The sequence below is a fragment of the Alloalcanivorax xenomutans genome, from assembly GCF_900217905.1.
Classification (GTDB): Bacteria; Pseudomonadota; Gammaproteobacteria; order Pseudomonadales; family Alcanivoracaceae; genus Alloalcanivorax; species Alloalcanivorax xenomutans.
Map to the genome: position 1 here is coordinate 249,811 of NZ_OBMO01000001.1, position 22,239 is coordinate 272,049.

19 protein-coding genes are annotated in these 22,239 nt (G+C 62.6%); 7 read left to right on the forward strand and 12 right to left on the reverse strand.

Annotated features, from left to right (window positions below; genetic code table 11):
• The first annotated feature begins 18 nt into the window (after window positions 1-18).
• A complete protein-coding gene (locus tag CRO06_RS01155; protein WP_097057539.1) occupies window positions 19-1,185 on the forward strand; it encodes a CaiB/BaiF CoA transferase family protein in 1,167 nt (388 codons plus the stop codon).
• Window positions 1,185-1,841 carry a glutathione S-transferase family protein gene (locus CRO06_RS01160; protein ID WP_022993933.1) on the forward strand — a complete coding sequence of 219 codons (657 nt, stop codon included), beginning with the start codon at window positions 1,185-1,187 and terminating at the stop codon, window positions 1,839-1,841. The genes CRO06_RS01155 and CRO06_RS01160 overlap by 1 nt, the downstream gene beginning before the upstream one ends.
• Here the strand turns inward: CRO06_RS01160 and CRO06_RS01165 are convergent.
• A complete protein-coding gene (locus CRO06_RS01165; protein WP_055099838.1) occupies window positions 1,815-2,177 on the reverse strand; it encodes a DUF6694 family lipoprotein in 363 nt (120 codons plus the stop codon). The genes CRO06_RS01160 and CRO06_RS01165 overlap by 27 nt on opposite strands.
• A gap of 179 nt (window positions 2,178-2,356) precedes the next feature.
• On the opposite strand from CRO06_RS01165, the gene CRO06_RS01170 reads away from it, so the two are divergent.
• Entirely contained in the window at window positions 2,357-3,253 is an 897-nt protein-coding gene (locus CRO06_RS01170; RefSeq protein ID WP_097057540.1) for an ATP-binding protein, read from the forward strand.
• 188 nt (window positions 3,254-3,441) lie between these two features.
• Here CRO06_RS01170 and CRO06_RS01175 read toward each other — a convergent pair whose 3' ends face one another.
• The 3 genes from CRO06_RS01175 to epmB all read right to left on the reverse strand — a co-directional run bounded on the left by CRO06_RS01175 (window position 3,442) and on the right by epmB (window position 7,706).
• Window positions 3,442-5,520, reverse strand: coding sequence for an EAL domain-containing protein (locus CRO06_RS01175; RefSeq protein WP_097057541.1), 2,079 nt, complete (start codon window positions 5,518-5,520; stop codon window positions 3,442-3,444).
• Window positions 5,521-5,613: 93 nt separating this feature from the next.
• Window positions 5,614-6,552, reverse strand: a complete 939-nt coding sequence (locus CRO06_RS01180) for a hypothetical protein (RefSeq protein WP_026948545.1) — start codon at window positions 6,550-6,552, stop codon at window positions 5,614-5,616.
• Between the two features lie 146 nt (window positions 6,553-6,698).
• A complete protein-coding gene (gene epmB, locus CRO06_RS01185; protein WP_026948544.1) occupies window positions 6,699-7,706 on the reverse strand; it encodes an EF-P beta-lysylation protein EpmB in 1,008 nt (335 codons plus the stop codon).
• Window positions 7,707-7,758: 52 nt separating this feature from the next.
• On the opposite strand from epmB, the gene efp reads away from it, so the two are divergent.
• Both efp and epmA read left to right on the forward strand, forming a co-directional pair.
• Complete coding sequence (gene efp, locus CRO06_RS01190; RefSeq protein ID WP_097057542.1) at window positions 7,759-8,328, forward strand: elongation factor P; 570 nt, start codon at window positions 7,759-7,761, stop codon at window positions 8,326-8,328.
• Between the two features lie 34 nt (window positions 8,329-8,362).
• On the forward strand, window positions 8,363-9,301 hold the full coding sequence (gene epmA, locus CRO06_RS01195) for an EF-P lysine aminoacylase EpmA (RefSeq protein WP_022993940.1): 939 nt from the start codon (window positions 8,363-8,365) through the stop codon (window positions 9,299-9,301).
• Here the strand turns inward: epmA and CRO06_RS01200 are convergent.
• Both CRO06_RS01200 and CRO06_RS19990 read right to left on the reverse strand, forming a co-directional pair.
• Window positions 9,233-10,195, reverse strand: a complete 963-nt coding sequence (locus CRO06_RS01200) for an alpha/beta fold hydrolase (RefSeq protein ID WP_055099840.1) — start codon at window positions 10,193-10,195, stop codon at window positions 9,233-9,235. The two genes, epmA and CRO06_RS01200, sit on opposite strands and share 69 nt — an antisense overlap.
• Before the next feature lie 136 nt (window positions 10,196-10,331).
• Window positions 10,332-10,760 (reverse strand): MarR family winged helix-turn-helix transcriptional regulator, encoded by a 429-nt coding sequence (locus tag CRO06_RS19990; RefSeq protein WP_159660001.1) that lies wholly within the window; start codon window positions 10,758-10,760, stop codon window positions 10,332-10,334.
• A 364-nt stretch (window positions 10,761-11,124) separates the two neighbouring features.
• Between CRO06_RS19990 and dapA the strand changes: the two genes are divergently transcribed.
• The gene (dapA, locus tag CRO06_RS01210; RefSeq protein WP_097057544.1) at window positions 11,125-12,003 is read left to right on the forward strand and encodes a 4-hydroxy-tetrahydrodipicolinate synthase; all 879 of its coding nucleotides are present in this window, start codon (window positions 11,125-11,127) and stop codon (window positions 12,001-12,003) included.
• A gap of 45 nt (window positions 12,004-12,048) precedes the next feature.
• Here dapA and CRO06_RS01215 read toward each other — a convergent pair whose 3' ends face one another.
• The 3 genes from CRO06_RS01215 to CRO06_RS01225 all read right to left on the reverse strand — a co-directional run bounded on the left by CRO06_RS01215 (window position 12,049) and on the right by CRO06_RS01225 (window position 15,911).
• On the reverse strand, window positions 12,049-14,379 hold the full coding sequence (locus CRO06_RS01215) for a penicillin acylase family protein (RefSeq protein WP_244902748.1): 2,331 nt from the start codon (window positions 14,377-14,379) through the stop codon (window positions 12,049-12,051).
• Between the two features lie 142 nt (window positions 14,380-14,521).
• Complete coding sequence (locus CRO06_RS01220) at window positions 14,522-15,289, reverse strand: helix-turn-helix transcriptional regulator (protein ID WP_022993946.1); 768 nt, start codon at window positions 15,287-15,289, stop codon at window positions 14,522-14,524.
• An 85-nt stretch (window positions 15,290-15,374) separates the two neighbouring features.
• Entirely contained in the window at window positions 15,375-15,911 is a 537-nt protein-coding gene (locus tag CRO06_RS01225; protein ID WP_022993947.1) for a DUF2058 domain-containing protein, read from the reverse strand.
• Between the two features lie 155 nt (window positions 15,912-16,066).
• On the opposite strand from CRO06_RS01225, the gene CRO06_RS01230 reads away from it, so the two are divergent.
• Window positions 16,067-16,807, forward strand: a complete 741-nt coding sequence (locus CRO06_RS01230; RefSeq protein ID WP_022993948.1) for a TIGR04219 family outer membrane beta-barrel protein — start codon at window positions 16,067-16,069, stop codon at window positions 16,805-16,807.
• A 150-nt stretch (window positions 16,808-16,957) separates the two neighbouring features.
• On the opposite strand, the gene CRO06_RS01235 is transcribed toward CRO06_RS01230, so the two are convergent.
• From CRO06_RS01235 to parE, 3 genes are all read right to left on the reverse strand, one after another.
• Complete coding sequence (locus CRO06_RS01235; protein WP_022993949.1) at window positions 16,958-17,878, reverse strand: acyltransferase; 921 nt, start codon at window positions 17,876-17,878, stop codon at window positions 16,958-16,960.
• 69 nt (window positions 17,879-17,947) lie between these two features.
• Entirely contained in the window at window positions 17,948-20,185 is a 2,238-nt protein-coding gene (parC, locus tag CRO06_RS01240) for a DNA topoisomerase IV subunit A (protein WP_097057546.1), read from the reverse strand.
• Window positions 20,186-20,295: 110 nt separating this feature from the next.
• The gene (gene parE, locus CRO06_RS01245; RefSeq protein ID WP_097057547.1) at window positions 20,296-22,182 is read right to left on the reverse strand and encodes a DNA topoisomerase IV subunit B; all 1,887 of its coding nucleotides are present in this window, start codon (window positions 22,180-22,182) and stop codon (window positions 20,296-20,298) included.
• Window positions 22,183-22,239 lie beyond the last annotated feature (57 nt).

Consider the following 22,239-nt stretch of genomic DNA (forward strand, 5'->3'; position numbering starts at 1 on the left):
TCCTTCGGGAGATTCATCATGTCCCAGAGCATGCTCGAGGGCGTACGCATCATCGACATGACGACGATGATCTTCGGCCCTTATTGCACACAGATGCTCGCCGATCTGGGCGCCGACGTGATCAAGGTGGAGGCGCCCGCGGGAGATCTCATGCGCATCGCCGGCAATCCGGCGAAAACACCGGGCATGGGGCCGGCGTTCGTGACCACCAATCGCGGCAAACGGTCGGTGGTGCTGGATCTGAAACAGGAGCAGGGCCAGCGTGCGCTGGCGGCCTTGCTGGGCGACGCCGATGTCTTCATTCACAATGTGCGCGCCGATGCCATCGCCCGCCTTGGCTTCGACTATCCCAGCGTCAAAGCCCTGCGCCCGGACATCATTTATGCCCACTGTGTCGGCTTCGGCTCCGGCGGGCCCTATGCCGGTTTGCAGGCTTACGATGACGTGATCCAGGCCGCCAGCGGCATGACCGATCTGGTTGGCCGCTACGACGGCGGCCAGCCCCGCTATGTGCCTTCGGTGATCGCCGACAAGGTGGGCGCCTTGTACGCCAGCCAGGCGGTGCTGGCGGCGGTGGTGCACCGGCTGCGCAGCGGCGAAGGCCAGCAGGTGGAGATCCCCATGTTCGAGACCTTCACCCAGTTTCTGTTTCAGGAACATTTATTCGGCCAGACGTTTCAACCGCCCACCAGCGAGGACACCGGTTATTTCCGGCAACTGGACCCGCACCGCAATCCTTTTCCCACCGCCGACGGCCACATCAGTATCGTCCCTCACAACGATCACTGCTGGCTGACCCTGCTCGATCTGCTCGGCTGTCCGGAGCTCACCGAACGGCCTGAGTTCAGCAGCCAGCCCGAGCGCCGCGCCAATATCTCGCTGCTCTACAAGGAAATGGCGCAACGCACGCCACAAAAAACCACCGCTGAATGGATGACACTGTGCCGGACAGCGTCGATTCCGGCCATGCCGGTGTGTCCCTTTGACCGCGTTCTGGAAGACCAGCATTTGTGGGCCACCGGCCTGTTCCAGCGCCGCCGCCACCCCAGCGAAGGAGACTACGTGGAAATGCCGCTGCCCACCCGTTTCAGTGCGCGGGCACCGCAGCCGGCCCGGCCGGCACCGCATCTGGGCCAGCACACCGATGAAGTGCTGGCCGAATACAACATCACGGAGTCTCGTTGATGATCACGCTTTACCACTGCCATAACGCCCGTTCGTTCCGCTGCCTGTGGGCCCTGGAAGCGCTTGAATTGCCCTACCAGCTCAACATGATGCCGTTTCCGCCGCGCGTCGAATGCCCCGATTATCTGCGGGAAAACCCGCTCGGCACCATTCCCCTGCTGCTGGACGGTGACACGCGCATGACCGAATCCTCGGGTATCGTCCATTATCTGGTAAGCCGCTACGGACCGGATTCGTCACTGGCACTGCCCACCGACCACCCTGAGTATGGGGCCTGGATCAACTGGCTGTACTTTGGCGAAGCCACGCTGACCTTCCCGCAGACACTGGTACTGCGTTACACCCAACTGGAACCGGAAGAACGGCGGCTGCCGCGAGTGGCGGAGGATTATACGCGCTGGTTTCTGTCGCGCCTGAAAGGCGTGGAACGGGCCCTGAGCGACCGCGACTGGCTATGTGCCGGCCGCTTCACCGCCGCCGACATTTCCGTGGCCTATGCCCTGTTGCTGGCCCAACGGCTCGACCTGTCCCAGTACTTTCCGCCACGGGTCAGTGCCTATTGGCAACGGGCTCAGCAGGAGCCAGCCTACCTGCGGGCCCAGCGTTCCCAGGACCGGCACCAGCCGTCCTCAGCCGCCGTTAGTCCGCTGATGTAATTGGCGCCCGGCCGCCAGCACCTGCTCGGCGGTCATGCCGTGCAATCGTTGCGGCTCCACATCCATAATCAGCTTCACCGACTGGTCGAACTCGATACGCTGGTCTTCCGGTAGCGAAGAACGCACCCGGTCCAGGGATTCCTGCAGGGATGCCTCGGTGCCGGTATCCAGCACCGGCGCGTTCCGGTCGGAGGAGCCGGCCTGATTATGCGGGGCGGCGCCATTGGTGGTGGTGGCCTGGTCGGAGGCCGCGTCCGCGGACGGGTTATCGGACGGGCCACAGCCCGTTACCATCGCCACCATGATCAGAGCAGCGGGCAGTTTCCAGATCGACATCTTGTTCCTTGGCGTTTTCCTGAGTGATTCTGCACGGTTGTCGAACCGGCTCAGAATAGCGCCGGCGGGGAGGTTTGTCTGTCGTATTCGCGCTAGTATTAGGCGGTTTTCAGGTAACAGGCGGATACCGGCCCGCGCCATCATAGGAGTTTCATCCTAGCCCCATTTACGGAGTCACCATGTCTCAGGATTCACCCTCGTCCAACGAGGCACTGCTGACCGCTTTGCATGGTCAGCTCGAACGCATCGCCCACGCGTTGGAAACCGCCACCGGCACCGCGGCGGTGACCTTTCCCGAAGACGCGCCGGCCTACCGCTGGGAACGGCGTCAGGGACCGTTCGGCGGCGGCCGCCTGGTGCCGATCGAGGATCCCGCTCTGATCCGCTTCGATGATCTGCGCAACGTGGACCGCCAACGGCAAGCGATTGAGCGCAACACCCGGCAGTTCGTCGCTGGCCGGCCCGCCAACAATGTGCTGCTCACCGGTGCCCGGGGGACCGGCAAGTCGTCGCTGGTGAAAGCCTGCCTGCAGGCGTTCCACGATGAAGGGCTGCGCCTGATCGAAATCGACAAGGAAGATCTCGCCGATCTGCGCCAGGTGGTGGCCCTGATCCGCCAGCGCTCGGAGCGCTTCATTCTGTTCTGTGATGATCTTTCCTTCGAGGAAGGCGAAGGCGGCTACAAGGCACTGAAGACCGCCCTGGACGGTTCATTGACCGGCGCCGCCGCCAACATGCTGATTTACGCCACGTCCAACCGGCGCCATTTGCTGCCGGAGAAGATGAGCGAGAACCTGGAGGCCCGCCCCGGCGAGAACGGCGAGATCCATCCTGGTGACACCACCGAGGAAAAAGTATCGCTGTCGGAGCGGTTCGGCTTGTGGCTGAGTTTCTACCCCTTTACCCAGGACGACTATCTTCGCGCCGTGGACCAATGGCTGCGCTATTTTGGATTCAGTGACGGGGAAGCGGCCGCTTTACGCGACGAAGCAGTGCTGTGGTCCCGCACCCGCGGCGCCCGTTCCGGACGCATCGCCTGGCAGTTCGCCCGCGATCAGGCCGGCCGGCGGAGCTGATTCGGCGCGCGAAATCGCGGCTCACGAGCCACTGGTGGCCGACCAATTTTATCGGCTCTCCACGTGCCCCGGAAACCGCTGTGGGAGCTTGCCTGCAAGCGAATTAGCTCCCGCCCCTCTGGGATTCGCTTGCAGACACGCTCCTACATATGCGACTCCAGTGGCCCATAGACCACGACTCTCGGGCTTCACTCCTCCTCGGCGTCCATCACCAGCAATTCCTCGGTGGGCGCCTGCAGGTAATAGCCCTGCAGGTAGTCCACCCCGCCCAGAGTCCACAGCGCCTGCATCTGCGCGGCGGATTCGACGAAACCGACCACGGTGCGGCAACCCTTTTCCCCGGCCCGCTTGACTAGTTCGGCGAAGCGGTCGCGGCTTTCCGGTTTGCCCAGTTCCTGAGTGAAGGAACCTTCGAACTTGACCATACTGGCGGGCAGATGTTCGAGCAGTTTGAATGGGTCCAGGCTGCCGCCGAAACGGCTGATCGACAGACCGCAACCCAGTTTGCGAAGGTCCCGGCCGAACGCCGCCGCCTGCTTCAGATGATTCACCGCGTCCCCTTCGGTGAGTTGGAAGGTCACCTGGGCCGGGCGCAACCGTGCCGCGCGCAAGGCCTTTGCCAGCCAGTCCACCAGACCGGCCTCGCCCACCGAAAAACCACTGAGGTTGATCAACAGCCCCGGCACCCGCGATTGCGCGGCGGCGGCGCGCATGGCGTTGAGTATGATCCAGCGATCCACCCGTCCGGCCATGCCCATTTCCGCCGCCACCGGCATGAACTCGGCGGCGGCCAACGGCTCGCCCTGACGTTGCGGCATCTGCACGAACACCTCGAACAGCTGCTCGCGATCATCATCAAGATTCATCAGAGGTTGATAGCGCAGTTGGAAACCGTTGTGTTCCAACGCTTCCCGCAGACTCAGCACGATCGCCTCCTGTGACCCGGAAGCGACGTCGTCCATGGGATCATGCACCTTCACCGCGTTGCCCTTGCCACCGTTCTCGCGCTGGGCCTGGTGACAGCATTTCAACGCCAGCGTCAGGATCGAATGGCTGCTATGGGCATCCTCTCGGGCGAAGGCCAGCCCGACACTGGCGCTGATATGAACGGTACGGGAAGCCACTTCCGGCATCAGCCCGGCGATGCCGGCACACAAGAACTCCGCCATGGCGCGGGCCTCATCGATGTCGTTGACCGGCCGCAGCACGGCGAAGTCCTCGCCGTCCATGCGCGCCAGCTTGGCATCGGCGCAGTGACGGCGCAGCCAGTCCGCCACCGCCCGCAGCACCTGATCCGCATCCTCCATGCCCAAAGCGGACTGGTGCTGCTCGAAATCATCCACGCGCAAATACAACACCGCCGCCAGTTGGCCCTGGCGTACCGCGTCGCCGACCGCCTGATCCAGCTGCTCCATGAACCAGGAACGACTGTACAGGCCGGTGACCTGGTCGGTCTGCACGATCTCATCCAGCCGCGCCTGGATCGCGCTTTCATCCACTTCACTGACACGAATGACGATCTGAGTGCAGGCCTCGCCATCGTAGGTACTGGGGGAGAAGACAAAAGTCGCGTCGAACTCTTCGCCGTCGGTGCGCAGCCCCCGGCATTGCAGTTCGTCGGTCTGGCTGGCGTCGGCGGCGCGGCCACGCAGCAGCTGTTTCAGGCGGGCGTGGTCACTGGCGGAGATCAGGTCCATGATCGGCACGCCGGCCAGGTCGTCGGCGCCCTGATAGCCGAAGATCGAGACATAGTTGTCGTTGGCGTGGATATGCATGCCATCGAGAACGTAGGCGATGGCGTCCCGGCTCTGATCCATCAGCAGCGCCAGCCGTTTCTCCGCCTCATGGCGAATGATCTCCGAATGCTGCAGTTCCCGGCGCAAGCGCAGGAACTCGATCATCCGGTCCACCATCAGCATCAGCAATTCACGGTCGTCCACCGGCACCACCGCCCTGGCGCCCGCCGCCATGGCGGTACGCACCCGGTCCGCGCAGTAGTCATCGCACAACAGCACCACCGGCAGCGCCCGTCCGAGGCGGTTGATGTGTTCCAGCGCCCGCTCGAAGCTGCCGTCACCAAAGCGGGGCCGGCACAACATCAGTTCCCAGGTGCCGCCCTTGAGGGCCCGGACCAGGTCGTCATCGTTCAGGGCCAGGTGAGCCCGGGTGGCGCGCCCGGCATTGCGCAGGGCATTCATCAGTTGTTCCGCGTCGTCCTGGGAATCGTGCGCGATCAGCAGGCGAAGGGTATCGAGAGCGTAACTCATCGGCGCAAATACTCATCCATTATTCGTAGACAAGCTATTGTGCCTGACCCTTTCGGGTTCTCCAAAGCGATCCTGCGACCGTATGAAAAAGGATCAGCCGCAATTCTGCGTCGATGCTCTGGACAGCGGCTCCGGCTCCCAGGCCCAACGCAAATGATCATGCAACCGCTTCGCCTCCCCCCCGCCTCGCCGGGTCAGGGCCGCGGCCAGCGGCCGGGGATCGAAGTAACGCGTGTTGAAGCCACCACCGGAATCGGCGCAGGAAGGCGGCCGGTCGGAATCCAGATCCACCCGGAACAGGGCCTGCCCTTCCAGTGGTTCCAGGGTCAGCCAGCGCGCCCATTGCGCGGTGGCCCGGTACAGCGCCAGCACCGCCGGCCGCGACAAGCCCCCCGGTTGAGCACTGGCCAGCAACACCAGACGGCCGTAGGTCACCGCCACCGAGGTTTCCCGTCCCGGCCAGTCCAAGTCGTCCACCGCCACGGCCGCCAGCCCCTGATGCTCGGCTACCGCGTAGAGCCGGTGCAGGCGCCGCCACAATCCCGGCTCGGGAGGGCGGTGCAGCAGTAGATACAGCAGCAGACCGTGTCCCAGTTGCTCCAGGGTTCGCTGCAACGCCACGGCCGCCGCCTGCCGCGACGGCAGCCCGCGCCCCACCAGCGCCGAACGCGCCACCCCCTGATACCCCAGCGCCAGGCGATCATGCAGACGCACGCCCAGGTACAACATGTCCAGATCAGCGCCCCGTGGAGACAGTGGCAGGTTGAGCAGGTAGCTGTCCAGGGCCTGGCGGCATTGCCGGACCCGCGGCCGGCACAGCTCCAGCAGAGTCATGCGCAACGGCGCTTCGGCCCGCAGGCGGCAGAGATCGGAAAGTACCGCGGCCAAGCAATCCGCGCTTTCCACAGGCTCTTCCATGGGCAACTTCGCCAGCCAGGCGGCCAGACGACGGGGGCGGTGATTGGCGAACGGTAAGCGATCCAGGTCCGGCGCGCGCTCCTCGGCCGGTATGGTCCAGATGACCTCATCCATGATGGTGCTTCCCCAATAAGCCGGGGCCCTTGATTCAGAGGTTCCTTAGAATCCAGGGTCCGATTCAATGATTATTTGTGACACAGATCACAGAATCTAATTGAATAAAAGAGAAATGTAAAATCCATCATGCCCCTCGATTCCCTTCACCCCGCCAGCACGGTTTTCGCGTCCTCCCCGGGCTCTTCACGCGCCAGCCGCGGCACCAGGAAGCCCGGCAGGCGCCCGCGCATTTCCCGCACCAGCGCCAGGGCCCGCCGATCGTCCACGGCGAAATGCGCGGCGCCGGCCACCGCGTCCAGTTGATGAAGGTAATAGGGCAGTACACGCGCCTCGTGCAAGGCCTCGGACAAAGCCACCAGGGCATCGCTGTCGTCGTTCACGCCGGCCAGCAACACCGACTGGTTCAGCAGGGTCACCCCCGCCGCGCCCAGGTCGGCACAGGCCATCGCCAGTTGTGGAGAGATCTCCCGGGCATGATTGGCATGAAACACCACCGTGGTGCGCCAGCGCGGCCGGGCCAGCAATTCGACCAATTCCTGATCCAGCCGGGCGGGCAGCACCACCGGCGTGCGCGTATGCACGCGCAGCCGGCGCAAATGCGGCAAGGCCGCCAGTTCATCCAGCAACTGCCGCAACCGGCCGTTACTCAGGGTCAGCGGGTCCCCGCCGCTGAGAATCACTTCCTGAATGTCCTCGCGCCGCGCCAGCCAGTCCAGCGCCGCCCGCCAGCGTCCACCGCTGAGATGGGTCTGATAGGGGAAATGGCGGCGGAAACAATAGCGGCAGTGCACCGCGCAGGCGCCGGTCACCACCAGCAAGGCGCGCCCGTGGTACTTGTGCAGTACCCCCGGCACCGGCGTATGCGCACTCTCATCCAACGGATCCGGCCCGTAACCGGGCACCTCGCGGCGTTCATCCCGGTGCGCGAGCACCTGCCGCAGCAGCGGATCCGCGGGGTTGCCCTTTTCGATCCGGTCCAGATAGGCCCGTGGCACCCGCAGGGGAAAATCACTGGCCGGATCAGCACCGGCGGCCAGGTCGGCACGGTCCAGTTCCAGCAGTTCACAGAGCTGGTCCAGGTCGGTGACCAGGTCCGCTTGCTGCCGACGCCACTCCGGCACCTGCCAACCGTCGGCCTCCTGCGTTATCATGGCCAACCTTTGTAACGCCATCGAAAGATTCCTGAATCAACGGAAAGGGTTTATGGCCAACTATTCTACCAGTGAATTCAAGTCCGGCTTGAAAGTGATGCTTGATGGGGACCCCTGTTCCATCATCGAGAACGAGTTCGTCAAGCCCGGCAAGGGCCAGGCATTCAACCGGGTCAAACTGCGCAACCTGAAAAGCGGCAAGGTCTGGGAACGGACGTTCAAGTCCGGGGACAGCCTGGAAGGCGCCGACGTCATGGACGTGGAGATGCAGTATCTCTACAGCGATGGCGAGTTCTGGCACTTCATGGATCCGCAGAGCTTCGAGCAGAAAGCCGCCGATGCCGCCGCCGTGGGCGACGCCAAGCAGTGGCTGAAGGAAGAGGACCTGTGCGAAATCACCCTCTACAACGGTGAACCGCTGTCGGTGTCCGCGCCCAACTTCGTCGAGCTGGAGATCGTGGAAACCGATCCCGGCCTGAAAGGCGACACCGCCGGCACTGGCGGCAAACCCGCCACCCTCTCCACCGGCGCGGTGGTCCGGGTACCGCTGTTCGTGCAGGTGGGCGAGGTGGTCAAGGTGGATACCCGGACCGGCGAATACGTCGGCCGGATCAAAGGCTGAGCACCGCCTGGCCGTGTCCTGACGCCGGATAACCATGTCATCCCGGATCTGGCAGCCCGCCGCTTCCCTGGAAGCCATGAAAGCGCGCGCCGAGCTTTTGAGCACGGTTCGCGCTTTTTTTGATGCCCGTGGCGTGCTGGAGGTGGAAACCCCCGCCCTGGCCGCTCACGGCGTCACCGACCCGCACATCCATTGCATCGAAGTGCCCGGCTACGGCTGGCTGCAGAGCTCGCCGGAGTACCACATGAAGCGGCTGCTGGCCGCCGGCAGCGGCCCGATCTACCAGTTGTCCCGAGTATTCCGTCACGGTGAGGCCGGCCCCCGCCACAATCCGGAATTCACCATGCTGGAGTGGTATCGGCCCGAATTCTCCCTGGAACAACTGATCGACGAATGTCTGGCGCTGTTGGGTCGGTGGCTCCGGCGGCCCAATGTGATCCGCCCTTTCCGCCACCTGTTCGCCGAGGTCACCGGGCTGGATCCGCTGACCTGCCCGCCAGCGGCGCTGGTGGCCGCCGCCGCCGAGGCCGGCGCGCCGCACGGTCTGGACCATCGTCAGTCGGTGGATTTCCTGATGGCGACACAAGTGGAAACCGCACTGGATCCGGCCACGCTCACCGTGGTCACCGACTTCCCCGCCTGGGCGGCGGCGCTGGCTCAGGTGCGGGAGGATGAGGACGGTGTGCCGGTGGCGCGGCGCTTCGAGATTTACCACGGCGGCCTGGAGCTGGCCAACGGCTATCAGGAATTGACCGACGCCGGCGAGCAGGCCCGGCGCTTCGCCGCCGACAACCAAGAGCGTGCCGGGCACGGTGACCGCGCCATGGCACCGGACCCGCATCTTCTGGCCGCGCTGCAAGCCGGCCTGCCGTCCTGCAGTGGCGTGGCCATGGGGGTGGAACGGCTATTGATGGCCATCCACGGATATCGCGACATCCGCCAGGTGCTCACCTTCCCCACCCAGCGGGCGTGACGCCCCGGCGCGCTGCGCGGTGGCGGCAATCAGCTCCCCGACACGCGGCAACACGGCGGGGGGCAGGTCATGGCCCATCCCTTCCAGAATCGCCAGCCGGGCACCGGGAATCGCCTTGGCCGAGGCCTTGCCGCCGGCGGGGCGGATCAGCGGATCACTGCCACCGTGAATGATCTGCGCCGGACAGCGGACCCGGCGCAAATAGCGATTGAGGCTGCCGGTGGCGAGAATGGCCATGAATTGATTGCGGATACCGCGCGGGTTCAGGCCGCGTTCCCAGCTCTGCCGGAAGGCCCGCTCCAAGTCCTCCTGATCCTGCGGCAGCGTGCCGCCGATCCTGCTCATCATGTCGCGGCCAAACGCCAGATACTGATCCAGGGTTTCCACTTTCACCTTCGGCGCCACCAGGGTTTTCAGCGCCGCCGGTTTGGGTGGCGGCAGGAACGGACTGTTGTTGCTGGACATGATCGAAGTAAGACTGAGCACCCGGCTGGCCTGGGTTGCCGCGGTCAGCTGCGCGATCATACCGCCCATGGAAGCGCCCACCAGATGCGCCCTGGCAATGCCGAGAGCGTCCAGCAGACCCACCGTATCCGCCACCATATCCACCAGGGTGTAAGGCGCCGCCACCGGCATCCCCAGCATGTAGCGCGCCATCGCGCCCACTGGTCCCTGCCGGATCGGCGCGCGAATGGCGGTGGACATCCCCGCGTCCCGGTTATCAAAAGCGATCACCCGGTAGCCGCGGCGCGCCATGTCATCCAGCAGCGCCTCCGGCCAGAACACCCACTGGGCGGACAACCCCATGATGAACAGGATCGGCTCGCCGTCCTCGGGCCCGCGGGCGTCGTAGTACAGCTCCATACCATTGCTTTTGATGATTCCGGATGACACCTGGACGCTCCTCACCTGTGGCTGGCCCGCCCCGCTCCCGATCCCCGGGCACCGACGCGATAATGGATCAAAGGTTAAGCAAGGCCGGGAAGGTCAACAAGACATCCTCCTCGGTTTGGCCCCGCCGGCATGACCTTCAGCCTTCGTCTTCCTGCAGACAACGGCGCAGTAGCCGCGTCAGAGAGGCCTGATCGGAAGCGGACAACGGCTCACAGAGATGGTGCAGCGCGCGCCGTTCGATGCGGGCGCAAAGAGATGCCGTGCTCAAACCCTTGGCGGTCAGCGAGACCCTGGCGGCGCGGCGGTCCAGGTCATTCACCTGGCGTTCCACCAACCCCTCTTCCACCAAGGCGGTCACCAACCGGGTCAACTGGCCCTTGTCCCTGCCGGAGCACGCCGCCACATCGCGCATCCCCATCGCCCCGCGCCGTTGCAGCAGCAACAGCACCTGCACCGCCGGTGGCGGCAAGCGTATGCCCTCGCGGCGCAACCCGTCGCGCAGCTCCCGACGCAGACGGATCAACACGCCGTCCAGAGCCTGAGACAGCTCATTCAATACATCCAAGCCGAATTCCTCCTGCCGCGGTTGCCGATCGGCCCCGTCATCCCATCCGAAATTATTGACCAAGTCTATCAAAGCCCCCATCGGGAAGCGCGTGACGCCGGCAATCCCGATTGACCGATCGTTCCGGCCACTGCTAAAGTCGGGCCTCGACAGTGTCAATTCAGACTCACACCGATGCACCCGACTTTCTCCAATAAACGCCAGGCCAAGAAACGGACCTCCGATGTCCGGGCCGGGTGCCGCATGGAAAAAGTCTGAATCACCACTGACGTCAGATCTTAAACAAAACCCGGTCGCGGATGGCGCGACCGGGTTTTTTATTGCCTGCCAGCGCCCCCGATCCTCAACACAAGGAATACCCAACATGTTTGAAGGTTCCCTGGTCGCGCTGGTCACTCCCTTTCAGGATTATCGGATCGACTTCCCCGCTTTGCGGCGCTGTCTTGATCTGCATCTGACTGGCGGCACCGAAGGCCTGGTGATCGCCGGCACCACCGGTGAGGCGCCCACTTTGTCAAAGCAGGAATACGGACAGCTGCTGGAGGAAGTGTGCCGATATGTGGCGGGCCGGCTACCGGTTATCGCCGGCGCCACGTCCTACGATCCCATAGCCGCGTTACAGTGGGTGAACATCGCCCGGGAGTGCGGCGCGGATGCGGCACTCTGCGCCACCGGATTCTATAACCGGCCCAATCAGGAGGGGCTGTACCACCATTTCCGATACCTGCATGACAACAGCGACCTCCCCCTCCTGATTTACAACATTCCTCCCCGTACCATCGTCGACATTCAACCGGAAACCATGGCACGCCTGGCTGTCCTGGAACGGGTGATCGGCGTCAAGGATGCCTGCCGCGACCTGGCCCGGCCGGCGCAGGAACGTGCCCTCATTGGCGACGACTTCATCTGGCTTTCCGGCGATGACTGTACTTCGGCGGCCTATAACGCCATGGGGGGACAGGGCGTGATCAGCGTTATCGCCAATATCCTGCCCCGCGCAAGCCGGCAATTGCAGGACGCCTGCCGCGACAACGACTTCGCCACCGCGACCCGCTTGCAGCAAGCACTGACACCATTGATTCAGGCATTGAGCCTCGCCCCCAATCCGGCCGGCGTGAAATACGCCTGTTCCTTGCTGGAGTTGTGTACGGAGGAATGCCGGCCGCCAATGATGGCGCTGGACGAGCCTGGCCGCCAGGCGATACGGGCGGCGCTGGAACCGTGGTTACAAGAGGGTTGGTGAAAGGCAGCGAGGCGCGGACGGTCAACCCGTCCGCGCCGCCGCGTTTTACTGGCTCAATTCGGTGATGGAGATGCTCTGTTGCTTGATCTGTTCCTCGGTGAACGGGAACTCAAGCCATGTTTTCTCTGAATAATCCTCGGTGGCCTCGCTGTAATAGGGGCTGGCCGGGTCCGTGGTCACCGCGTGAGTGAGCATGGTGTAGGCCCGCACCGGCTCGCCTTCCGGGAAATCCACCACGTGCATGTAGGTGTTGCGCAGCACCGTGAAGTAGCCTTCATAGCCTTCACCGCCGAACTGTGGAATGTCGGTGCCGGTCTTGGCGTACTTCTGCCAGTCACGGACCTTGGCGTTCAGAGCCACGCCGGAGTCCACCACTTCCTGTACGGCCTCGGAAAAAGCGGCTTCCACGGCGGCAACCACATCCGCGTTACCGGTATTCAGGCCATTCGGTGTGTGTATCGGATCTTCCGCCTTGAACGGATTGGCGTAAAGCTCATCCTGGTTGCGGATCTTGAGCCAAAACGCTTTCCAGATATGAGCGCCGACCGCATCCAGGTTGCCGGTGTTGTCCCAGTTGGTCAGCACGGTACAGGCTTCAGCTTCATCGGCGGTATTACCCGGGCAAACCAGCGACAATACATCCGCTTTCAACAATTCCGCGCTCAGGTTACGGCTGTTCAACACCATTTCCCGAACCGTTTCACTGCTGGCGCCGGCCGTGCCGTGACCATCGGTGCCCGCCTTGCGGTCTTCCACCATCATGTGCCCCATGCGGGTACGCAGGCTTTGTTCATAGTCTTCCTGACCCATGATGCCGGCGTAACCGGTCAGCGGCTGGTCCGGATTACTCAGCCAATAGCTGTCATTCATGTTGGCAATGTAATCCGTGGTCAGCAGCACCGGCAGGTTGGCCGGACCGAACGTCCCCGGCGCGGCGGAATCCGAATCGGTTTTCCAGTCACACTCGGAACGGCTACCGTCCAGCAGTGGCAGACCGGGTACCGCCTGCAGGATGACCGGTCCCAGGGTCGGCACCAGACAGCCCGCCAACATGCTGTCCGGCACGTTGGGAACCGCGGTGATATCGGAATACAGCGCACGCTCGTCGTCGCGGCCAATGGCGGAGGTATTCACCCAGGGAATGCCCACGTACCGCTTGATGCTGGCCACGAACTCGTCCAGCGAACCGGCATGGCCGAAGGCGAAAAAGTTCTTGAACGAGCGGGTATTCTCCAGGTTCACGTCACGCAATGTGAACGCCTGATTGGTGTCCCAGGCCAACGCCGGATGCAGCGATGACAAGTTGATCATCGGACCGTACTCGGAACGATAAAGAGTGCGGGACACAGGCGCCAGAGAACCGTCCTCCTGCAGCACTTGAACGGTGATGGTTTCCTCTTGCAGGGGCTGTTCCGCGCCATCCTTGATGTAGGTGGTCGGGTCGCCGTCCTTCAAGGCGAGGCGATAAAGTGTGAACCGCCGCGCGGTGGACACCGTATGCGACCAGGACACGTTGTTGTTGAAGCCCAACAACACCATGGGCGCGCCCATGATGGAGACGCCGGCCACATCAAGTTTGCCCGGCAGGGTCATGTGCATTTGATAGAAGCGATCCACCCCTTCCAGATACCAGTGTGGATTGGCAAAATTCAGCGACCGGCCGCTCTGGGTAGCTTCGCCGCCAAAGGCATAAGTGTTACTGCCGATACCGAACTGGCGCCCCAGTTGGAACCGCTCCGGATCCAGATCGATCTCGCTGCCGCTTTCAGGGGAAGGGTTACGCAGACGCAGCGGTGCCGCTGAAGGTGGCGCGGCAGCGGTAATCTCCTCGACCCAGTTGGCGGAGCTGGCCGCCAGATTCAACGCCACCAGACGGCGAAATACAGCCTTTTCATCGATTTCACCAAGCCATTCCGCGTCACGGCAATCGGCATGGCGACCGGCATGCTGGCCGGCCTGGATTTCATTCAGGTAGCGGTTATAACCAACAGCGAAGCCATCCGACAGCTCGCGCATCTCTTGCGGCTGCTCCGCCATGAAGTCCTCGACCTGCTGGTCATTAACCACAAACCGGAAGAAGAAATCCGCTTCCAGGTTCGACGGCGAACCGAAAGTCCCCGTCACCGCCGCCGGTTCATCCGGACCAAAATACCGCGACCGTTCTCCACGGAAGGTCACATAAGCGTCCGCCAGCACACAGAGGTTATCCTCGGCAATGGCATAGCCGTGGCCATAACCAAGACCACGATAGTCGTCAGCACTGATATGAGGGATACCCTGGGTGGTTCGTTCAATAGTGGCGTTGTAGGAGATCGAGGACCGATTGGAGGAGGAATCACTGCCACAGCCGCTCAAGGCGACCGCGACGGACAACACGCAAGCGGCGGATAAGCCGCCCCTATAGTGAACAGAAAAGTCAGGAAAAGGCATTGCAGCACTCCCATTTTTGTTATTAAGACAGCGTTATTGAAATAACAAATTCTAGGGACGTACTGACAGGTAGGCTTGAACGCAGCGGCTATTTCATGTGCAACCGCATTCCCCGGGCCAGAAACGACGGGGTCAGGCCAAAAAATGCTTTCAAGGTGCGGGTAAGATGAGCGGAATCGGAGAAGCCCACATCATGGGCCACGCTGATCAGGGTATCGCCACGGGCAATGCACTCAACCGCACGGCGCATGCGGGCCCACAACAAATAGCTTTTTATGGAAATCCCGAGGGATTCGGAGAACAGATGGGTCAGCCGGTCCTGGGACAGCCCGACCTCTTCTCCCAGTTCCGCCACCGTGCTGGTCAACGGCAATTCCTTTTTGATTTTCTGAGCGACGTGCATGACGCGCATATCAATGGGCATACGAATCGGTTGGTATCCGACGATAGCGCGAGGCAGTTGTGTGGTGAGCCGAAAAAACGCCGCATCCTCGAAAGCCTCGCTGGTACAGCGACGAACCCAGTCCACCGGCAGGGCAGCGTCATCCAGAGTCACCGCCTTGACGCCCTCCTCCCCGAGAAAAGCCGAAAGCGCGTGGTACTCATAACTCTGCGGGTCGAAGTTGAGCGACAGCAAGGGAACCGAGCCGGCATCCAGCGACCGGGTCACCTGTTTGCCGACCAGGGCGGCGTGATAGGGCTGCACCGCGCCGTCGGATTCACACAGCGTGAACGGCGTGTCATTCAATGACAGCAGCAAGGTGACGGTATGACGCTGGGTATAACCGGAAGCAATCCCCTCCGTCAGGTATAAAAAGCGGTCGTCCCAGACATAAAGCACATTGGGAAATCCCATCTCGGTTTCTCGTTGTTATTGTCCATTTTATTGTAAACCGCGTTTCGGGCGGCCTTACCCTGGCCGCCTCGTCGATACCCGGGGCCTACCACATCAGATCGTCGGGCACCTCGTAACCGGCATAAGGATCGTCCTCATCCTGCTTCTTCGCGGATGGGGTATTGCACACCAGGACGACGCTCTCATCCCGCTCGCGGATCTTGTCCACCACCTCGGCGGGCACCAGCTCATAACCTTCACCCAGCGCCACCAGGACCAGCCGCCCATTAGCCAATTGAGTTTGCTGGGAGGCGGTCACATAGATGGTTTTCACCTTGCGTTCCTGCACGAACCGGAACCCCACCTCACCCTGCTCCCGGGGCAGGCGATGGGCTTCGATCAGTTGCCGCAGTTGGGCCTGCTTCTCCCTTTCCTCACGCTCAGCCTGCCGCTGGACCTCCAACTGGCGGTCCCGTTCGGCCTGCTCCTGGCGCTGACGGCGGGCACGTTCCGCGGCGTCCTCATCGCCCCCTTCACGGCGGGCGCGGTTGGCATCCTCACGCTTTTGCTGCTTGGCCCGGCGGGCGGCCTTCTTGTCCGCAAGCCCGGCTTTCATTAACTGCTGTTGCAGGGAATTGGCCATGGTTCTGTTCCCGGTCTGTCCGAACCCACAAGGATAGCCGTGAAGGGCGCCCGGGGCCATCGGCGCGGCGGCTTTTCCGGGGTTGGTCTGCGGCGAAGGCGATGCAATACTGCGCCTCAAACGCAGCCCTTAAATGCAACAAGGATACCCTGATTATGAAACGATTGATGCTTGGCGCCCTGGTACTGGGCGCGACGCCCCTGGTTCAGGCCGCCCCGCTGGTGGACGCTTATTTCGGCGCCTACACCTGGGACGCGGAAATCAGCGGTGACATCGCCTCCGGCGGTGGCAACATTGACGTGGAACACGATCTGGGGCTGGACGACAGCCGCGAGAACGTGCTGTTCGTGGGCGTGGAACACGCCATTCCTCTGATTCCCAATGCGCGCATTCGGCATATGGAATTCTCCGAAGGCGGCAGCCGTACCCTGGGCCGTAACATCTCCTTCAACGGCCAGGACTTTCTGGCTGGCGAGGAGGTCAGCGGCGACCTGGATCTGGAGCTGCTCGACGGCACCCTTTACTGGAGCCCGCTGAATAACGTGGTGAAGCTGGATCTCGGGGTGACGGTACGCCGAATGGAAGCCGACTTCAAAGTGAGCGGCCTCGGCCGCGCCGCTTCAGAGAGCGCCAACAAGACCTTCCCCATGGGCTATCTGGCGGCCCGCGTCAATCTGCCGCTTACCGGCCTGTATGTGGGCGGGGAGGTCAACGCGATTACCTACGATGGCAGTGACATGCGCGACTATACCGCCCGGGTTGGCTGGCAGTCCGACTTCCTGCTTGGTGTGGAAGCCGGCTACAGCCGATTGGAAGTGGAATTGGATGACGTCAGCGGCGTGGATACCGACCTGGAGATCGGCGGGCCTTATCTGGCGGCGACGTTGCGATTCTAATATCGTCTGGCGGACATGAATTCAGGGGTTGCCACGAAGCCGCTGTAGGAGCTTGCCTGCAAGCGAATTGGGTTTCAGACCAAACGATTCGCCAGCAGAGCTGGCTCCTGCGGCGGCTTCGTGGTCCGGTCTCCGTGGGCAGCGGCCCGCTCAGGACATCTCTCCGGTTTCGGCGCCAACGCTGCGATGCTGATCCGCCAGCTCATCGATCAGGGCGTCTTTCTCCCGCCACAAATCGTTGACCCAGCGCTGAATCACGGTACGGAATTTCGGGTCGTTCTCGTAGTCCCCCTGCCACAGCGCCGGATCCAGCTCCCGCATGCGCAGGTCCACGATGACCCTTTCCACCCGGCCGCTGATCAAATCCCAGAAGCCCGGCGGTGTATCATTCGGGTAGACGATGGTCACATCCAGCAAGGCGTCCAGACTGTCCCCCAGAGCCGCCAGCACAAAGGCGACGCCGCCGGCCTTGGGTTTGAGCAGATGCTTGAAGGGGGAGTTTTGCCGCGCCTGCTTCTCCGGAGTACGCCGGGTCCCCTCCAGGTAATTCACCACCGTCACCGGCATGTCCTTGAATTTCTCGCAGGCGGCCTTGGTGATCTCAAGGTCCTTACCGAGTAATTCCGGGTGCTTCTTCAGATAGCTCTTGGTGTAGCGTTTCATGAAGGGGTAATCCAGCGCCCAGAACGCCAGCCCCAGAAACGGCACCCAGATCAGCTCTTTCTTGAGAAAAAACTTGAAGTAGGGCACTTGCCCATTGAGCACCTGCACCAGCGCCGGAATATCCACCCAGGATTGATGGTTGCTGACCACCAGATAGGAGGTGTTTCGGCGCAGCCCCTCGGCACCACGCACTTCCCAGCGGGTTGGTGTCATCAAAGAAAAAATCGCCTTGCAGATACCCGCCCAGGTCTCCGCGATCCACATGACACCGCGGGAACAGCGATTACGCAGGGTCTTGCCCGGCAAAACCAGTTTGAGCAGGGCGACCACCATCATCGGCCCGATCAGGATCAGCGTGTTCAGCAGTAACAACAGTGCGGTGGTAACACCGGTCAACATGGCACGCATGACGCGGCTACTCCTTTTGACTTAACGCCCGGATCATAACCAAAAGCGGCGATCCGGGCGCCCCCTGACTCAGTCGCGGGGCTCCACATCCATGGTGTCCACATTCTGGAAACCGCGTGGCAGCTTGGCGCCACGGCGCCCCCGCTCTCCCATGTAGTGCTCCAGATCGGCGGGTTTGAGTTTCAAATGACGCTTGCCGGAACGCACCACCAGGGCATCCTCGGGGCCAAGCACCTGGATGTCCTGCACGAATTCCACCCGGTCAGCCACTCGCGCGGACGGAATGGAGACCATCTTGTTGCCCTTGCCACGCGCCATTTCCGGCAGATCCGCCGCCGGGAACACCAGCAGCCGGCCTTCGTTGGACACCACCGCGATCAGCGCCTGCTCGATCGCCGGCATCGGCTTCGGCGCCATCACCTTGGCGCCTTTGGGCACGGTCAGCACGGTCTTGCCGGCTTTCTTGTTGGCAAGCAGATCACCGTAACGGACCACGAAACCGTAGCCGGCGTCGGTGCTCATCAGGAAGGCGTCTTTTTCCTTGCCCATGATCGCCGCCACGAACTGGGCTCCGGAAGGCGGATTAACCCGTCCGGACAACGGCTCGCCCTGGCTGCGGGCGCTGGGCAGGGTATGGGCCGGCAGCGAGTAACTGCGCCCGGTGGAATCAAGGAAGCACACCGGCTGGTTGGACTTGCCCCTGGCGGCGGCCAGGAAGCCGTCACCGGATTTATAGCTGAGCCCTTCCGCGTCCACATCGTGGCCCTTGGCGGCACGCACCCAGCCTTTCTCGGACAACACCACGGTGACCGGGTCCGAGCCCAGCAGATCCGCTTCGTCCATGGCCCGGGCTTCGCCACGCTCCACCAGCGGGGAGCGGCGGTCGTCACCATAGGTGGCGATGTCTTCTTCCAGCTCCTTGGCCACCAGCTTCTTCATCTTGGCCATGGAACCGAGGGTCGCTTCCAGGTTGTCGCGCTCCTGGGACAGGTCGTCACGCTCGCCCTTGATCTTGAATTCTTCCAGCTTCGCCAAATGACGCAGCTTCAACTCCAGGATCGCTTCCGCCTGTTTGTCGGAAAGCCCGAAGCGCTCCATCAGCACCGGCTTGGGCGCGTCCTCGCGGCGAATGATCTCGATCACTTCGTCGATATTGAGGAAGGCGATCAACAAACCTTCCAGGATGTGCAGCCGGTCGAGCACCTTGTCGAGTCGATGCTGCAGACGGCGGCGCACGGTGACCATGCGGAATTGCAGCCACTCGTTGAGAATCACGTCCAGGCTCTTCACCTGCGGCCGCCCGTCGATGCCGATCATGTTCAGATTGACCCGGTAGTTCTTCTCCAGATCGGTGGTGGCGAACAGGTGCGCCATCAACTGCTCCACGTCCACCCGGCTGGAGCGCGGCGTGATCACCAGGCGGGTGGGGTTCTCATGGTCGGACTCATCGCGCAGGTCACTGACCATGGGCAGTTTTTTCTTTTGCATCTGATCAGCGATCTGTTCCAGCACCTTCGCGCCGGAGACCTGATAAGGCAGCGCGGTGACCACGATATCCCCCTCTTCTCGGTCGTAAACCGCGCGCTGCTTGAGCGTTCCCCGGCCTTCCGAGTACATGCGGATGATGTCGTTGCGGGAGGTAATGATTTCCCCTTCGGTGGGGAAGTCCGGCCCTTGGATGTACTCCATCAGATCATCCAGCGAGGCACCGGGGTCCTTGAGCAGGTGGATACAGGCCTGCGCCACTTCGCGCAGGTTATGCGGCGGGATATCGGTGCTCATACCCACGGCGATACCGGTGGTGCCGTTCAACAGCACATTGGGCAGACGCGCCGGCAGCAGTTTCGGCTCGTCCATGGTGCCGTCGAAGTTCGGCACCCATTCCACCGTGCCCTGGCCCAGTTCCGCCAGCAGCGTCTCGGCATAGGGCGCCAGCTTCGACTCGGTGTACCGCATGGCGGCGAACGATTTGGGGTCGTCCTGGCTGCCCCAGTTGCCCTGCCCGTCCACCAGCGGGTAGCGATAACTGAACGGCTGCGCCATCAACACCATGGCTTCGTAGCAGGCGCTGTCGCCATGGGGGTGGTATTTACCCAGCACGTCGCCCACGGTACGGGCGGACTTTTTGTACTTGGCGGTGTTCTTCAGGCCCAGCTCGCTCATCGCATAGACGATGCGGCGCTGCACCGGTTTCAGGCCATCGCCGATGTGCGGCAGGGCCCGGTCCAGAATCACGTACATGGAATAATCCAGATACGCTTTTTCTGTGTAGTCCCGGAGGGAAAAATTCTCGAAATCGTCGGCCATTTTTGCTCGCTTTGCTCGCTTTGGGTCTGACGTCGGACGCCAAAACCCCGGTTCTGATTCAGCGTCGGACGTCCGACCTCAGACGTCCGACCCGCGCCGCCATGCGGCGCTTATACTTCCGCCAGGTTGCCCTTCTCTTCCAGCCAGCTCTTGCGGTCGGACGCGCGTTTCTTGCTGAGCAGCATGTCCATGAGCTGATGGGTGTCGTCGTCGCTGGTCATGGTCAACCGCACCAGGCGGCGGGTATCCCGGGCCATGGTGGTTTCCCGCAGCTGCATCGGGTTCATCTCACCAAGGCCCTTGAAGCGGGTGACACTGACCTTGCCGCGCTTCTTCTCGGCCTTGATGCGATCCAGCACGCCTTCCCGCTCTTCTTTATCCAGGGCGTAATAGACGTCCTTTCCGATGTCGATGCGATACAGCGGCGGCATCGCCACGAAAACGTGCCCGTCGCGCACCAGCGCCGGGAAATGACGCAAAAACAGCGCGCACAGCAAGGTGGCGATATGCAGGCCATCGGAGTCGGCGTCGGCGAGAATGCAGATCTTGCCGTAACGCAGACCGGACAGGTCGTCGGCGCCCGGCTCGATGCCCAGGGCCACGGCGATATCGTGAATCTCCTGGCTGCCCAGCACTTCCGTCGGATCCACTTCCCAGGTGTTCAGGATTTTGCCGCGCAGCGGCATGATCGCCTGGTAGACACGATCCCGGGCCTGTTTTGCGGAACCGCCGGCGGAATCCCCCTCCACCAGGAAAATCTCGGTTTGGGCCGGGTCGTCGCTGGTGCAATCAGCCAGCTTGCCGGGCAGCGCCGGACCGCTGGTGACCTTCTTGCGGGTGACCTTACGCGCCGCGCGCAGGCGCTTTTGGGCATTGCTGATACACAGCTCCGCCAGTTGCTCCGCCTCGGAGGTGTGCTGATTGAGCCACAGCGAGAACGCGTCCTTGACCACCCCGGACACGAAACTGGCGGTTTGCCGGGAACTGAGCCGCTCCTTGGTCTGGCCGGCGAACTGCGGGTCCTGCATTTTCACGCTGAGCACGTAGCAGGCGCGGTCCCAGATGTCCTCCGGGGTCAGTTTCACGCCACGAGGCAATAAATTACGGAATTCACAGAATTCGCGCAGCGCGTCCAGCAGACCGGAGCGCAGCCCGTTCACATGAGTACCGCCCTGGGGAGTGGGGATCAGGTTGACATAGGACTCAGTGATCAGCTCACCGCCTTCCGGCAGCCACAGCACCGCCCAGTCCACCGCTTCGGTTTCGCCTTTCATGGCGCCATCGAAGGGCTCCGCCGGCACCCTCTCCCAGCTCCGGGTCCCCTCCAGCAGATATTCCACCAGGCCATCACTGAACTGCCAGTTCTCGGTTTCCCCGGTGGCCTGGTTTTCCAGCGTCACCGACAGACCCGGGCACAGCACCGCCTTGGCGCGCAGCAGGTGACGCAGACGCGCCACCGAGACCTTGGGCGAATCGAAATAGCTCTCGTCCGGCCAGAACCGCAGCAGCGTCCCGGTATTGCGTTTACCGACGGTATCGACCACTTCCAGATCACTGGTCTTTTCACCGCCGGCAAAGCTGATGTGATGCAACTGGCCGTCCCGTTTGACCAGTACCTCCAGCTTGCGGGACAACGCGTTCACCACCGAAACCCCGACGCCGTGCAAACCACCGGAAAACTGGTAGTTCTTGTTGGAGAACTTGCCGCCGGCGTGCAGGGTGGAGAGGATCACTTCAACACCGGGCTTCTTCTGCACCGGGTGCAGGTCCACCGGCATGCCGCGGCCATCGTCTTCCACTTCCACGCCGCCGTCCTTGAGCAGGCTGACGCGGATACTGCGCGCATGCCCGGCCAGGGCTTCGTCGACGGAGTTGTCCACCACTTCCTGGATCAGGTGGTTGGGGCGGGTGGTGTCGGTGTACATGCCGGGACGCTTGCGCACCGGCTCCAGGCCCGAAAGGACCTCGATATTCTCTGAGGTATAGGTGTTGGTCATAGATCCCTGAAAACAGTCAACGGCCCGGCATTCGGACAGACCCGCCGGGCGGTACCG

What these genes read in the sequence shown, in the direction of transcription:
- CRO06_RS01220 (WP_022993946.1), bottom strand. Translation starts at nt 15,289, where the DNA reads ATGGGATTTCCCAATGTGCTTTATGTCTGGGACGACCGCTTTTTATAC.
- dapA (WP_097057544.1), top strand. Translation starts at nt 11,125, where the DNA reads ATGTTTGAAGGTTCCCTGGTCGCGCTGGTCACTCCCTTTCAGGATTAT.
- efp (WP_097057542.1), top strand. Translation starts at nt 7,759, where the DNA reads ATGGCCAACTATTCTACCAGTGAATTCAAGTCCGGCTTGAAAGTGATG.
- CRO06_RS01165 (WP_055099838.1), bottom strand. Translation starts at nt 2,177, where the DNA reads ATGTCGATCTGGAAACTGCCCGCTGCTCTGATCATGGTGGCGATGGTA.
- CRO06_RS01170 (WP_097057540.1), top strand. Translation starts at nt 2,357, where the DNA reads ATGTCTCAGGATTCACCCTCGTCCAACGAGGCACTGCTGACCGCTTTG.
- epmB (WP_026948544.1), bottom strand. Translation starts at nt 7,706, where the DNA reads ATGATAACGCAGGAGGCCGACGGTTGGCAGGTGCCGGAGTGGCGTCGG.
- CRO06_RS01175 (WP_097057541.1), bottom strand. Translation starts at nt 5,520, where the DNA reads ATGAGTTACGCTCTCGATACCCTTCGCCTGCTGATCGCGCACGATTCC.
- CRO06_RS01155 (WP_097057539.1), top strand. Translation starts at nt 19, where the DNA reads ATGTCCCAGAGCATGCTCGAGGGCGTACGCATCATCGACATGACGACG.
- epmA (WP_022993940.1), top strand. Translation starts at nt 8,363, where the DNA reads ATGTCATCCCGGATCTGGCAGCCCGCCGCTTCCCTGGAAGCCATGAAA.
- CRO06_RS01160 (WP_022993933.1), top strand. Translation starts at nt 1,185, where the DNA reads ATGATCACGCTTTACCACTGCCATAACGCCCGTTCGTTCCGCTGCCTG.
- CRO06_RS01235 (WP_022993949.1), bottom strand. Translation starts at nt 17,878, where the DNA reads ATGCGTGCCATGTTGACCGGTGTTACCACCGCACTGTTGTTACTGCTG.
- parC (WP_097057546.1), bottom strand. Translation starts at nt 20,185, where the DNA reads ATGGCCGACGATTTCGAGAATTTTTCCCTCCGGGACTACACAGAAAAA.
- CRO06_RS01230 (WP_022993948.1), top strand. Translation starts at nt 16,067, where the DNA reads ATGAAACGATTGATGCTTGGCGCCCTGGTACTGGGCGCGACGCCCCTG.
- CRO06_RS01225 (WP_022993947.1), bottom strand. Translation starts at nt 15,911, where the DNA reads ATGGCCAATTCCCTGCAACAGCAGTTAATGAAAGCCGGGCTTGCGGAC.
- CRO06_RS01180 (WP_026948545.1), bottom strand. Translation starts at nt 6,552, where the DNA reads ATGGATGAGGTCATCTGGACCATACCGGCCGAGGAGCGCGCGCCGGAC.
- parE (WP_097057547.1), bottom strand. Translation starts at nt 22,182, where the DNA reads ATGACCAACACCTATACCTCAGAGAATATCGAGGTCCTTTCGGGCCTG.